Below are 12,591 nucleotides of genomic sequence, written 5' to 3'. Positions count from 1 at the left end.
CCCCCCTCAAGATGAGATTTCCCAACTAGTAAGACCCCTTGTAGACGACGAGGTTGATAGGTTTGGGGTGGAAGTGCAGCAATGCATGGAGCTGACGAATACTAATCGGTCGAGGGCTTATCCAAATACTCTGAATCAACAGAGTCTGCGCAGACTTACACTTCAATTCGTATCCAGTTTTCAGGGATCAAAGCAACTCATAATTTGGAGAGATACCCAAGTGGCTCAAGGGGACCCTCTGCTAAGGGGTTAGACTGCGTAAGTGGTGCGAGGGTTCGAATCCCTCTCTCTCCGCCAGTTGATTGCTTTACCTGAATAGATTTATAGAATATGGCGGTGTAGCTCAGCTGGCTAGAGCGTACGGTTCATACCCGTAAGGTCGGGGGTTCGATCCCCTTCGCCGCTACCACTTTCTTCTTTTGAAAATTGTTTCATAGATTCATGATTATGGAAGCTTAGCTCAGCTGGGAGAGCATCTGCCTTACAAGCAGAGGGTCGGGGGTTCGATCCCCTCAGCTTCCACCATACTTGCCGTTGTAGCTCAACTGGTAGAGCAACTGACTTGTAATCAGTAGGTTGGGGGTTCAAGTCCTCTCGACGGCACCACTTATTTTTACTTGAAGCTAATGACATGGAGCCGTGGTGTAGAGGCCTAACATGCCTGCCTGTCACGCAGGAGACCGCGGGTTCGAATCCCGTCGGCTCCGCCATTACTTCACCAACCGAATATTGTTTATGGCTTGGTAGCTCAGTCGGTAGAGCAGAGGACTGAAAATCCTCGTGTCGGCGGTTCGATTCCGTCCCAAGCCACCTTTCTTTTTGCGGAGGATTAGTGAAGTGGCTAAACACGGCAGACTGTAAATCTGCTCTCTGACGAGTTCGGTGGTTCGAATCCATCATCCTCCACCATTTTGCACTTATCATCGGTTATATTGAGAGCCATTAGCTCAGTTGGTAGAGCACCTGACTTTTAATCAGGGTGTCGTAGGTTCGAGTCCTACATGGCTCACTTGTTATCTTATGAGATCTGAACAACCTCATACTCTTTGCCACTAATCTCTGGATTCCTATGGAATCCGGAGGTTTTTTATTTTACACGCTGATGGCTGCATGCAGTGAACCATTTTAGGAAAGCATAGGTACTAGTTACTTTATGCAAAAGGGGGCGGCCCCGATGGCTTCAGTCGTGATTCCGTTCGTTATCTGTTTGGCCGTTGTTCTGCTTTTAGTTCCGATTATGCGTCGGGTTGCAGTGAAAGCAGGCTTTGTGGATCGTCCAAATCAACGTAAAATTCATTCTGTTCCTATTCCTTTGCTTGGCGGCGCAGCTATTTTTATCGGGGTAATGGCTACCATGATCGCTTTTGACGGTTGGACGGACCGAACCCTATCCTTGCTTACAGGAGGGTTTCTGTTAGTTTGTATCGGTTTAACGGACGATTGGTACAAAACCCGCGGGAAAGATTTTGCGGTTTGGCCAAGATTGGTTGTTTATTTGTTAGTTTCCACCGTTCCTTTATGGTACGGTCTTGAGATCAGGGGCATGACAAACTGGTTTGACGGAGGGGCTTATTACTTTTTCCCTCAATGGATGGTAATCGCAGCCACGATCCTTTGGTTATTCTCACTCACGAACATGATGAATTTTATCGACGGCGTAGACGGACTTGCTACTGGGATTGCGTTAATTTCCTCCCTTACTTTGCTGGCTGCATCCTTGTATCACGGGCAAGAGGGGACGGCTTTACTGGCCGCTGTACTGGCAGGCGGGTGCATTGCATTTCTGGTGTTTAACTTTCATCCGGCCAAAATCTTTCTCGGCGATGCCGGTGCAACTTTTTTGGGATATGCCTTGGCGCTGACTGCTGTAGATGGAGCTTTTAAAACACTATTGGTACCGGTATTGGCTTTAGGTGTGCCTATTCTGGATACGGCGATTGTGTTCACAAGACGTTTTCTAGAGAACAAAGGGTTACATAAAGCGGACAAGCTCCATACCCATCATTCCTTGATGAAGTGGGGACTGACCCAGACCCAAACCGTATCCTTTTTATATCTCATAGGTGTGTTATTCGCACTTCTCTCCATCGTAAGCCTGTTGTTATTTAGTTAAAATGGAATTAGGGTCAGCCTCTTCGGTGTTTTTGCTGAAGGGGTTTTTGGCATGTTACAATAGCAGCAGATCATAAATAAACGATAGGGATCGGAGAGAACATGGACTGGGAACGAATTCGCAAGAAACTCGAACTTATACTTACGGCTCCGGTTACACTGACCTTTATCCACGAAGCGCAGATTCCTGAAGAGAGAGGAAGCAGCTTTGTGCAGGATCATCAGGTCCTGTTTCCTTTGTACACACTGGAAGACGGCAGGGTTGCGGCTTTTGAAGTGGATGAAGGACTGATTTCCCAATCCGAACGGTCTCTGATGGAACTGTCTATTCTGGCTTACAGGGAACAGGTAACCATTGCGGATCCGCACAATGATGAGGAATTTGCAGCACAGCAGCTGGGACAATGGATCGTGGAAAGCCTTCACAAAAATATCGTTCATACCGACCTTCCGGATGCATTGGCTGCCATGAACAAACTTTATGTTTCAAAAATACCTTTGCTGCTCTATGCGGACGATTCCGAGCCGGGCCATAATTCGTATGCAGAGCTGAAACGGTTATTGGAAGCGTTTTTTGATGAGGATATTATACTCGTGCCTTTGCTTGAAAAAGAATGGCTTATACTGGCTTCAGAATCACTTGTTCAAAATGCTGCGGAAGACTCCAAAGACGATGGTCCCGAGGAAACGCAGGAGGAAAGCCTTACGTCGCTGTGTTCAGGCTTATATGAGATGATTGCCAGCGAATGGGTGCCGGAATGTCACCTATCCGTTCATTTTCCGATGGTTCCAGCCAAATCTCTTTTAGCGGCTGTGACGGAATTAAGAGAAACTGTAGCTTTAGGCCGGAAGTTCAATGTGGGTTCGAACATTCACGTTTCCTGGGTACTGCGTCTGGAACGGCTGCTCAGCGGCATTACGGAAGGGAATAAACAGCAGTTCATGGAGCAGGTGCTCAAAGGATTCGATTATGTCATCGATTCGGAAACGCTGGCCACGCTGGAGACGTTTTTCATGCTGGACTGCAATGTCAGCGAAACGGCAAAGAAACTTTATATTCATAGAAACACGCTGCTGTACAGGCTGGATAAGTTTAAACAGGAGACGGGTCTGGATGTCCGTAACTTTTCCCATGCGGTGCTCGTGAAGATTTCCCTCCTATTGTACAAAGTAACGAAAAGGAAGTAATTTTTTTGTAGAGTTTGTGCATAGTCAGAATGTAAGCGCTGAGGTAAGATAGGGGTACAACAAATAATTCATGTTTAGGGGGAACTTACTCATGGCAGGCGTACGCTTAGAACATATCTTCAAGAAATATCCCGGTAGCGATCTCGTAACGGTTAAAGACTTTAACTTGGATATCAAGGATAAAGAATTCCTGGTACTGGTTGGTCCTTCCGGTTGCGGTAAATCCACTACACTTCGTATGATCGCAGGCCTTGAGGAAATTTCCGAAGGCAATCTGTACATCGGCGACCGTCTTGTAAATGACGTGGCTCCTAAAGATCGCGACATCGCGATGGTTTTCCAATCTTACGCACTATACCCGCATATGAACGTGTACCAGAACATGGCGTTCGGCTTGAAGCTTCGTAAGTTCAAGAAGGCCGACATTGACAAGCGCGTTCGCGAAGCGGCTAAAATTCTAGATATCGAACACTTGCTGGACCGCAAACCGAAAGCTCTTTCCGGTGGTCAGCGTCAACGTGTGGCCTTGGGCCGTGCGATCGTGCGTGAGCCGCAAGTATTCTTGATGGACGAACCTCTTTCCAACTTGGACGCGAAACTTCGCGGACAAATGCGCGCGGAAATCATCAAACTGGCGAAACGCTTGGAAACAACCGTTATCTACGTAACGCATGACCAAGTAGAAGCTATGACGATGGGTGACCGTATCGTAGTTATGAAAGACGGTATCATTCAACAGGCAGCAACGCCTACTGAGCTGTATAACAGCCCAGTTAACATCTTCGTTGCAGGCTTTATCGGATCTCCTTCGATGAACTTCATCAACGGAACACTGTCCGAACAAGGCGGAGAACTTCGCTTCAAGACTAAAGGAATCGACGTAATCATTCCTGAAGGCAAAGCGAAAGCACTTCGTGAAAGAGGCATCGGCAAAGAAGTGATTCTGGGCATTCGTCCTGAAGATCTTCACGAAGAAGCTATCTTCCTTGAAGCATCTCCGAACAGCATCGTGAATGCTCACATCGAAGTAGCTGAGAACCTGGGGCACGAAATGCTTCTTTCCCTGGTAGGACTGGGAAGCGGAACTGTAACGGCTCGTGTAGACGGACGTTCCGGCCTGAAAGAGGGCAACAACGTGAAACTGGCGATCGACATGAACAAGATCCATATCTTCGACAAAGAGACCGAATTGGCTCTATAAGATAGAAACGAGCAAGGCCGGGATACTTAGGTATTCCGGTCTTTTTATATATTGAAAGTGGTAAACGGATATTGGGCAATCCGGGGCTTATCAGTTGAAAAAAGCAGCCATATCCATTACGATGGGTACAATGGCAATCCATAGATTGGAGAGAGCAGCATATGGCGAAACGCGTAAAAGTCACTGAATTGATTCAACGGTTCCAGCTGGAGCTGATTGCCGGCGAACAGGGAGTGAAACGGTATATCACCGTCGCGGACCTCTACAGACCGGGGCTGGAGATGGCGGGATACTTTACATACCATCCGAAAGAGCGGGTACAAATTCTGGGCAAGACGGAGCTGACGTTCTTCGAAACCTTGTCGCAGGAAGACCGGATAGACAGGATTCAACGCCTTTGCGCTGAAGAGACGCCTTGTATTTGCGTCACAAGAGGAATGGACATCCCGCAGGAAATCGTGGATGCCTCCAATTTAAAGGGGGTACCCCTTCTCCGGAGCAATGCGCCTACCACGGTGTTGGAGAGCCGAATAACGGACTTTCTGGAAAATAAGCTTGCGCCTTCGACAACCATCCACGGGGTCTTGGTAGATGTATACGGAGTGGGTATGCTGATCACGGGGAGCAGCGGGATCGGGAAAAGCGAAACCGCGCTGGAACTTGTGAAACGCGGGCACAGGCTGATTGCGGATGATGCGGTGGAAATAAGGCAGACTGCGGATAATGTCCTGCACGGAAATGCGCCGGAGCTGATAAAGCACCTGCTTGAGATCCGCGGGGTTGGGATCATTAACGTGATGACTCTGTTTGGAGCCGGCGCTATCCGGAATGTGAAGAGCATCAGCGTGGTTGTGAAACTGGAAACATGGCAGCAGGATAAGCAGTATGACAGGCTGGGGCTGGATGAGGAAACGACGAAGATTATTGAAACTAACGTACCATTGGTAACGATACCTGTACGCCCAGGGCGAAACTTGGCCGTTATTATTGAAGTGGCGGCAATGAACTTCAGGTTGAAGCGGATGGGCTATAATGCGGCGCTGCAATTTACGAATAAACTTACGGAAACCATCGCCGAAGAAATGGACGATATGGATTAAGCGGATAACTCAAATCCTATAGAACGGATAAGGACGTGAAACAAGGTGGAACCATTAAATAATATTGCCTTTCATTTAGGGCCGATTTCTGTCCACTGGTACGGCATCATTCTCGGGACGGCGGCGCTTGTAGGGTTATTGCTGGCCATCCGGGAAGGGAAACGATTCGGGATCGTTCCGGATTTTTTCATGGATTTGCTGCTGGTGGGCGTCCCTTCCGCCATTGTAGGGGCACGTATTTATTTCGTGGGCTTTAAATGGGATTATTACCGGGAGCATCCGGGGGAAATCATCGCCATTTGGCAGGGCGGGATCGCAATTTACGGTGCCTTGATCGGGGCGATTATCGGGGCCTATTTCTACATCAGCCGCAAGGGATATAACTTCTGGCGGATTGCGGATATCGCGGCTCCTTCTCTGCTCGCCGGCCAGGCGATCGGACGCTGGGGCAACTTCATAAACCAGGAAGCGCACGGCGGTCCGGTGGAGGAATCCTTCCTGCGGAATACGCTCCACTTGCCGGACTTCATTGTGAACCAGATGTATATCGACGGGCAGTTTTATCATCCGACCTTCCTGTATGAGTCGGTGTGGAATCTGGTCGGGATTCTTTTGTTATTTGTTCTTAGGAGACAGAAATTCCTTCGTGCAGGGGAGCTGTTCCTAAGCTATTTTATCTGGTATTCGATCGGGCGCTTCTTTATCGAGGGGATCCGCACGGACAGCCTGGCTTTTGATGCGCCGCAGGGTCTTGCGAATTTGATGAACGCTCTTTGGTCACCGATGACCGCATTGTTCGAGGCAGGGCATATGGAATATGGAAATGTAAGGATTTCGCAGTTATTAGCGGTGATCATTATTATTGCAGCCATACTGCTGATCGTATACCGCCGTTCTACGGGCAAAGCCAATGCGCGATACTCCGATCCGATCGTATCGTCTAAAGACGCCAAGCCAGCGGATGAAACGGCTGCCGCAGCCGAAGGCATAACAGGTGATGAGGCGCTTCCCGGCGCGGTATTCATCCCGCATGTGAACGATACGCCGGCGACAGGGAAAGGCCATACAGGCAGCGGTACGGAAGGCAGCAAAGACGAGAAAGAAAGATAGGGGCGGCTGAAACTCATCAGCCTTGCACCTCGAGGAAGGAATTACAATTTAGTTATGATAAAAACAGTACTTTTTGATTTAGACGGAACGATCATAAACACGAACGAGCTGATCATCGCTTCTTTCATGAATGCATTGTCAGGCATTGTGCCGCCCGAATTTACAAGGGAACACATCATTCCCCATATGGGCAAGCCTTTGGACGAGCAAATGCGCATATTTTCGGGTCGAAACACGGTAGAAGATCTGGTCGCTGTTTATAGGGCCTACAATCTACAAAGGCATGACGAGATGGTCGAGGAATTCCCATATGTAAAAGATGTGGTGGAGGAATTGCACCGCAGAGGAATCCGTATGGGAGTAGTGACGACGAAAATGAGGCTCACGACAGAACGGGCGCTGAGGTTTTTCGGGTTATACGAGTATATGGAAGTGATCGTGACGATTGATGATGTAACACATCCTAAACCGCATGCCGAGCCTGTGCAAAAGGCACTTGAAGCACTAGGGGCTGACGCTTCTGCGACTGCTATGGTCGGAGACAGCTCGGCCGATCTTTTATCAGCCCAGAACGCCGGCGTCACTTCGATCGGAGTGGCCTGGTCACTTAAAGGGGAAGAGCATCTGCGTTCCTACAATCCCGATCACATCATACACGATATGCGTGACTTGCTGGAACTTGTGGAAGGAAGCAATTAAGCGGAACGGATGAGTTAGGAGCGGAGTCTCTTGAGAAATACCGAGCGGTATCCGGTCGACGGCCCGAATGCGCTGTGGCAAATATACCACACGGTTAGCCGGTTTAAGGCCGTTAAGAATTTCATATGCATCCAAATTACTCGCTATACGCCGTCCTTGCGGATGAAAAATTGGATCTACCGGAACCTGTTGGGCATGAAGGTCGGAGAGCATACGGCTTTTGCCCTGATGGTGATGGTGGATGTGTTCTTCCCGGAGAGGATCAAGGTCGGAAGCAACACGATCATCGGCTATAACACGACGATTCTCGCGCATGAGTACCTTACGCGGGAATATCGTCTCGGCGACGTCGTGATCGGCTCGAACGTCATGATCGGCGCCAACTGTACGTTGCTGCCGGGCGTGACAATCGGCGACAACGCGGTAGTTGCGGCCGGGTCCGTCGTGCACCGCGACGTAGAGGCCGGCGCCTTTGTCGGCGGCAACCCGCTGCGCAGCCTGCGGTAGCCCGCAAGGTTGAAACGGCTGACACCGCCGGATGGCGGTACAGCCGTGAGAAAAGCCCCCGAGGGGCCTGGAGAGCATGAGCTCTGTCCAGGCCCCTCGGGGGCTTTGTTGTGCGGGGACTAGCGCAGCAAGTCCTCGATGGCGACGAAGGGGTAGCCCAGGTCCCGGGCGACCGCTTCGTAAGTGACCGAGCCGGCGGCGGTGTTGACGCCGAGGGCGAGGGCCGGGTTCGTGCGGACCGCCTGCACGACACCCTTGCCTGCGATTTGTAACGCGTACCCGAGCGTTACATTCGTTAAGGCGATCGTGGATGTGCGCGGTACGGCACCGGGCATGTTGGCGACGGCGTAATGCTGGACGCCGTACTTGGTGTAAGTCGGATTATCGTGGGTGGTAATATGATCGACGGTCTCGAAGATACCGCCTTGATCGATTGCGACATCTACGATAACGGAGCCAGGCTGCATCGCTTGGACCATCTCTTCGCTGACGAGCTTCGGCGCCTTGGCGCCGGGGATTAGTACGGCCCCAATGACAAGATCCGACTCCGCCACAGCTTCGGCAATGTTATGCGGTGTAGACATTAATGTCGTTAAGGAAGGGCCGAAAATATCGTTCAGTTGACGCAGGCGCTCCGGATTCAGGTCGATTAAGGTAACATCCGCTCCAAAGCCAACGGCGATCTTGGCAGCATTGGTGCCGACGACTCCGCCCCCTATGATGGTTACCTTTCCGGGACGGACGCCAGGAACGCCTCCCAGAAGAATTCCTTTTCCGCCATGAGGCTTTTCCAGAATTTGAGCGCCGATTTGAGCGGCCATCCGGCCGGCTACTTCGCTCATAGGCGTCAATAGCGGCAAGGTGCCGTTTACAGTGACGGTTTCATAGGCGATGGCTGTAACTTTGTTTTCCGTAAGTGCTTTGGCAAGGGCCGGTTCTGCCGCAAGGTGCAGGTAGGTGAACAAAATCAATCCTTCCCGGAAATAACCGTATTCCGCCGCGAGCGGTTCTTTTACCTTCATTACCATTTCCGCAGCCGCCCACACTTCCTCCGCGCGCTCTACCATCTGAGCGCCTGCCGCCTGATAAGCTTCATCTGTGAAGCCGCTGCCGGCTCCGGCTCCTTGTTCAATCCGCACATCATGTCCTGCTTTTGTAAATGCCGCAACACCCGACGGGGTAATAGCCACACGGTTTTCATTGTTTTTAATTTCTTTCGGTACTCCTATAATCATCACGGCAACCTCCCTAAGCTTGTTCTACACGTTAGTATAAGCAGTTGTGAGCGGGCAAGCATTGTGAAGAAGTGAGAAAACCAAAGCGGCCGCTTGTGCAAAACCAACAAATGCTTTATGTGTTTACCATTTCCGCTTTCAGATCCAAATATAACGTCACTTTCTGGTCCATATTCTCCAAATCCGCCCCGCTGACTTCCGCAATGCGCTTGAGCCGGTAATTGAGGGAATTGGTGTGAAGGTGAAGCGCTTCGGCCGTTCTTTTGATATGACAATCGCATTCCAGAAATACAAGCAGCGTTTCAGTCAGCGCCCCATGATGTTCCTTGTCGTAAATTCGAAGCTTGGACAGAATCGGATTGGCATAACCCTCTGCACGGTTCTGTTCCACAATTGCAGGCAGAACCCGATAAAAGCCAAGGTCTGCATGAAGCAGGAAACGGCGGGCTTGCTGAGGAAACTGCCGACGGCACCGGATGACGCTGAGCGCTTCTATATATTTGGCGGAAATCAGGCTGTAATCGCTGCATTCATCACTGAACCCCTCAGAAATCAGAGGAACCTGAAAGCGTTCGAGCATGGCTTTTTGTAAAAAGAGAACTAAAGACTCAGCCACACTCCTGTCTTTCGCCGCTTCCGTCAGAAGAATAAAATGCGAGCCCTCGGAAGTCATTAGCGGAATATTGACCGATCCTGCGGTGCTCAGTATATAGTTAAGCTGGCCCCAATGGTGGCTTGTAACGGGCGCGTCGGTTTGCAGTACGGCAATACGGTACACTGAAGGGAGAGGGATGGACAGCTCGCGGCCTCTCTCTACAATATATTCATGAGATTTCAAATGGCTCGTCAGCAGCTGCCAAAAAAAGTCCTGGCGGTTTTCCAGGTTTCGGCGGTTGGCATTCCGGTGCTGCAAAAGTTTAGGTACGGCTGCAGCTGCGGCTTGCTGTAACAGGATGAATTCATCATTCCCCAAAGGCTGTTGTTCTACGAGCCAAATATAGCCCAGCACATCGTCGTTCTTTCGGATAGCAACAGCTACTCTGCTCCCCAGCCCGATATCGGGAATTGCAGGAATCCGTAATGGGAGAGGATCCGTGATGAGGCGTGGCAAAATATCTTCCTTCCACAAATTCGCAATAACATGTTCAGGAACTCTGCGTCCGATTATAGTGGCAATTCGTGCGGAATCGGCATGAAGCCCATGCGTGCTGTAGGCAAGCAGGCGATGGTCGGAGTCCTCAATCGTAACAGGGCATTGCAATGTATCACCTATGTAGTCGGCCAGTTGTTCCAAGGATTCGAAGCTGCGGTCAGCGGAATGTGAGGGGGTAGGCATATGGAAAAAAACTCCTTACAATAGAAAGGATAGAATCTACTAATTATTGTAGAGAATCGCAGGAGAATCTGCCACTGTTCAATTATTATTTTTGGTTTATAGGGGTAGCAAGTGAATTGACGGGGCAAGGGATACGTGATAAAATTCTGATAATTCTTTATTTTGGTAGCATGGTAGCGTGTTAAAGCGTTTGTGAAATTATAGATGATGAATCAAGAGCCACATTCCCAATAACGAGGTGTACGATGTCGAAGCCGAAAGTGTTTGAGAAACCCGTAGGTGTGAAGGATTACCTTCCGCAGGCAGTCGCTAAGCTCCGCTCCATTGAGCGCAGTGTGCTGACTTGTATGGAGAGCTGGGGATACCGCCAGATATTGACGCCTACGATGGAATACTACGATACGGTGGGGGTTGCGAGCTCCACTTCCGACAAAAAACTGTTTAAGCTGCTGAACAACCGGGGTACGACGCTTGTGCTCCGCTCAGACATGACGGCACCGATTGCGCGGGTGGTATCCTCTTTACTGAAGGAGGAGCCTTTCCCGATCCGGCTCTCCTATCACGCTAACGTCTTTCGTTCAATTGAAGAAGAAGCGGGCCGTGAGGCTGAGTTTTTCCAGACAGGAGTAGAGCTGGTCGGAGACGAAACGCCTGAAGCGGATGCCGAGGTTGTGGCGCTGGCAATTGCTTCACTGAAAGCCGCCGGGGTACCGAAGTTTAAAATTGCGATGGGCCATGTCGGGTTCCTGAACGGATTGCTGGAAGAAGCTCTGGAAGGCAGAATTGAGGAACAGAAAGCGCTGAAAGAGCTCTTGCTGAACCGTGATTATGTAGGGTACAAAACACTGCTTGGCACTTTGGATTTAGACCTTGCGGTGCGAGGGGAGCTTGAAGGGATTCTCCGGCTGCGGGGCGGCCAGGAGGTCTGCGACCAAGCGCTTATGCTTAGCAGCAACCCGGAGGCGCAGGCATCGATCAGGCATTTGTGCAGCGTATGGGAAGTTCTGCAGGATTATGGGGTATGCGAGGATGTTTCCATCGATCTGACGATGATCGGAGACTTTTCATATTACACGGGCATGACGTTTGAAGGCTATGCAGCTGATCTTGGATTTCCCGTATGCAGCGGCGGCCGGTACGACAATCTGCTGCAGCAGTTTGGACGGCCCGCACCGGCAACGGGGTTTGCTTTAAAGACTACGCGGATTTTGGAAGTGTCGTCCCGTTATGCAGACCGGGAGGAGCGCGGCAGAGTACTCGTGCTTTACAGCTCCCCGGCTCGCCGGGATGCCCTGGTCTATGCGGAGGAACGCCGTTCCGAGGGCAAAGAGATGGTGGAGACGCGGGTACTGGCGGATGGAGAGTCGGGGGAGCGGCGGGACTGGCTGGCTGACGGACGGTACAGTGACGTGGTCGTGTTTAAGTAAAGGAAGGAGGCTGCGATTCGTATGCAGGACGTGTTGAAGGTGGCAATGCCCAAAGGGCGGATCTACAAACAGGCTTGTAAATTGCTCCGTGAGGCGGGGCTGCCGATTCCCGAGGATTTTGACGACTCCCGCAAACTGATCATTCCTGTTCCCGAAGCGGGTATGGAGTTTATCATGGCTAAGCCTGTCGATGTCCCGACTTATGTCGAATACGGGGTAGCGGATATCGGGATTGTCGGCAAGGACGTGCTGATGGAAGAGAATAAAGATGTGTACGAACTGTTGGATTTAGGAATTGCCCGCTGCCGGATGTCGGTTATCGGAATGCCGGACTGGAAGCCGGTCATGCATCCGAGGGTGGCGACGAAGTATCCTAACGTGGCTTCGCAGTACTTCCGCGAACGGGGGCAGCAGGTGGATGTGATCAAGCTGAACGGCTCTATTGAACTGGCACCGCTGATCGGGCTTGCGGACCGCATTGTGGACATGGTGGAAACAGGGCAGACGATCAGGGAAAACGGTTTGATGGAAATGGAAGAGATTTTTCAGATTACAAGCCGCCTCATCGCGAACCGTGTCAGTTACCGGATGAAGAATCAGGCGATTCAGAAGCTGTGCGACCAGCTTCAGCCGATCATTGGAGCTATCGGAAAAGCGTAAGCCAGCACAACGGAAG

Annotated in this window: 11 protein-coding genes, 8 tRNA genes and 1 rRNA gene; 18 read left to right on the top strand and 2 right to left on the bottom strand. The window is 50.7% G+C overall.

Annotated elements, in window-relative coordinates:
- The 16 genes from ACFSUF_RS16625 to ACFSUF_RS16550 form a co-directional block, all read left to right on the top strand.
- Positions 1-125: ribosomal RNA gene (locus ACFSUF_RS16625) — 23S ribosomal RNA — on the top strand; the annotation flags it as partial.
- An 81-nt stretch (positions 126-206) separates the two neighbouring features.
- A tRNA-Ser gene (locus ACFSUF_RS16620) sits at positions 207-297 on the top strand.
- Positions 298-332: 35 nt separating this feature from the next.
- Positions 333-409 (top strand) — tRNA-Met (locus ACFSUF_RS16615).
- Between the two features lie 40 nt (positions 410-449).
- Positions 450-525, top strand: a tRNA-Val gene (locus ACFSUF_RS16610).
- 5 nt (positions 526-530) lie between these two features.
- Positions 531-606 (top strand) — tRNA-Thr (locus ACFSUF_RS16605).
- A 27-nt stretch (positions 607-633) separates the two neighbouring features.
- A tRNA-Asp gene (locus ACFSUF_RS16600) sits at positions 634-710 on the top strand.
- A 27-nt stretch (positions 711-737) separates the two neighbouring features.
- Positions 738-810, top strand: a tRNA-Phe gene (locus tag ACFSUF_RS16595).
- A 13-nt stretch (positions 811-823) separates the two neighbouring features.
- A tRNA-Tyr gene (locus ACFSUF_RS16590) sits at positions 824-909 on the top strand.
- A gap of 27 nt (positions 910-936) precedes the next feature.
- Positions 937-1,009, top strand: a tRNA-Lys gene (locus ACFSUF_RS16585).
- 165 nt (positions 1,010-1,174) lie between these two features.
- Positions 1,175-2,113: an MraY family glycosyltransferase gene (locus ACFSUF_RS16580; protein ID WP_377604451.1), complete on the top strand. Its 939-nt coding sequence runs from the start codon at positions 1,175-1,177 to the stop codon at positions 2,111-2,113.
- Positions 2,114-2,214: 101 nt separating this feature from the next.
- On the top strand, positions 2,215-3,300 hold the full coding sequence (locus tag ACFSUF_RS16575) for a PucR family transcriptional regulator (protein ID WP_377604449.1): 1,086 nt from the start codon (positions 2,215-2,217) through the stop codon (positions 3,298-3,300).
- 91 nt (positions 3,301-3,391) lie between these two features.
- Entirely contained in the window at positions 3,392-4,501 is a 1,110-nt protein-coding gene (locus ACFSUF_RS16570; protein WP_377604447.1) for an ABC transporter ATP-binding protein, read from the top strand.
- Between the two features lie 161 nt (positions 4,502-4,662).
- Complete coding sequence (hprK, locus tag ACFSUF_RS16565) at positions 4,663-5,601, top strand: HPr(Ser) kinase/phosphatase (RefSeq protein ID WP_377604445.1); 939 nt, start codon at positions 4,663-4,665, stop codon at positions 5,599-5,601.
- Positions 5,602-5,646: 45 nt separating this feature from the next.
- Positions 5,647-6,711, top strand: a complete 1,065-nt coding sequence (lgt, locus tag ACFSUF_RS16560) for a prolipoprotein diacylglyceryl transferase (protein ID WP_377604443.1) — start codon at positions 5,647-5,649, stop codon at positions 6,709-6,711.
- A gap of 54 nt (positions 6,712-6,765) precedes the next feature.
- Complete coding sequence (ppaX, locus tag ACFSUF_RS16555; RefSeq protein ID WP_377604441.1) at positions 6,766-7,410, top strand: pyrophosphatase PpaX; 645 nt, start codon at positions 6,766-6,768, stop codon at positions 7,408-7,410.
- A 30-nt stretch (positions 7,411-7,440) separates the two neighbouring features.
- On the top strand, positions 7,441-7,917 hold the full coding sequence (locus ACFSUF_RS16550; RefSeq protein WP_377604439.1) for an acyltransferase: 477 nt from the start codon (positions 7,441-7,443) through the stop codon (positions 7,915-7,917).
- A 119-nt stretch (positions 7,918-8,036) separates the two neighbouring features.
- On the opposite strand, the gene ald is transcribed toward ACFSUF_RS16550, so the two are convergent.
- Together ald and ACFSUF_RS16540 are read right to left on the bottom strand one after the other, a co-directional pair.
- The gene (ald, locus tag ACFSUF_RS16545) at positions 8,037-9,152 is read right to left on the bottom strand and encodes an alanine dehydrogenase (RefSeq protein ID WP_377604437.1); all 1,116 of its coding nucleotides are present in this window, start codon (positions 9,150-9,152) and stop codon (positions 8,037-8,039) included.
- A gap of 115 nt (positions 9,153-9,267) precedes the next feature.
- On the bottom strand, positions 9,268-10,488 hold the full coding sequence (locus tag ACFSUF_RS16540; protein ID WP_377604434.1) for a PucR family transcriptional regulator: 1,221 nt from the start codon (positions 10,486-10,488) through the stop codon (positions 9,268-9,270).
- A gap of 245 nt (positions 10,489-10,733) precedes the next feature.
- Between ACFSUF_RS16540 and ACFSUF_RS16535 the strand changes: the two genes are divergently transcribed.
- Together ACFSUF_RS16535 and hisG are read left to right on the top strand one after the other, a co-directional pair.
- The gene (locus tag ACFSUF_RS16535; RefSeq protein WP_377604432.1) at positions 10,734-11,915 is read left to right on the top strand and encodes an ATP phosphoribosyltransferase regulatory subunit; all 1,182 of its coding nucleotides are present in this window, start codon (positions 10,734-10,736) and stop codon (positions 11,913-11,915) included.
- 21 nt (positions 11,916-11,936) lie between these two features.
- Positions 11,937-12,575 carry an ATP phosphoribosyltransferase gene (gene hisG, locus ACFSUF_RS16530; protein ID WP_377604430.1) on the top strand — a complete coding sequence of 213 codons (639 nt, stop codon included), beginning with the start codon at positions 11,937-11,939 and terminating at the stop codon, positions 12,573-12,575.
- The last annotated feature ends 16 nt before the right edge of the window (positions 12,576-12,591 follow it).

It is taken from the genome of Paenibacillus gansuensis (assembly GCF_042684925.1).
GTDB lineage: Bacteria > Bacillota > Bacilli > Paenibacillales > DY6 > Paenibacillus_N > Paenibacillus_N gansuensis.
Note: the sequence above shows the minus strand (reverse complement) of the source record. Positions and strands in the feature narration are given on the sequence as shown.

What these genes read in the sequence shown, in the direction of transcription:
- ACFSUF_RS16580 (WP_377604451.1), top strand. Translation starts at nt 1,175, where the DNA reads ATGGCTTCAGTCGTGATTCCGTTCGTTATCTGTTTGGCCGTTGTTCTG.
- ACFSUF_RS16575 (WP_377604449.1), top strand. Translation starts at nt 2,215, where the DNA reads ATGGACTGGGAACGAATTCGCAAGAAACTCGAACTTATACTTACGGCT.
- ACFSUF_RS16570 (WP_377604447.1), top strand. Translation starts at nt 3,392, where the DNA reads ATGGCAGGCGTACGCTTAGAACATATCTTCAAGAAATATCCCGGTAGC.
- hprK (WP_377604445.1), top strand. Translation starts at nt 4,663, where the DNA reads ATGGCGAAACGCGTAAAAGTCACTGAATTGATTCAACGGTTCCAGCTG.
- ppaX (WP_377604441.1), top strand. Translation starts at nt 6,766, where the DNA reads ATGATAAAAACAGTACTTTTTGATTTAGACGGAACGATCATAAACACG.
- ald (WP_377604437.1), bottom strand. Translation starts at nt 9,152, where the DNA reads ATGATTATAGGAGTACCGAAAGAAATTAAAAACAATGAAAACCGTGTG.
- ACFSUF_RS16540 (WP_377604434.1), bottom strand. Translation starts at nt 10,488, where the DNA reads ATGCCTACCCCCTCACATTCCGCTGACCGCAGCTTCGAATCCTTGGAA.
- ACFSUF_RS16535 (WP_377604432.1), top strand. Translation starts at nt 10,734, where the DNA reads ATGTCGAAGCCGAAAGTGTTTGAGAAACCCGTAGGTGTGAAGGATTAC.
- hisG (WP_377604430.1), top strand. Translation starts at nt 11,937, where the DNA reads ATGCAGGACGTGTTGAAGGTGGCAATGCCCAAAGGGCGGATCTACAAA.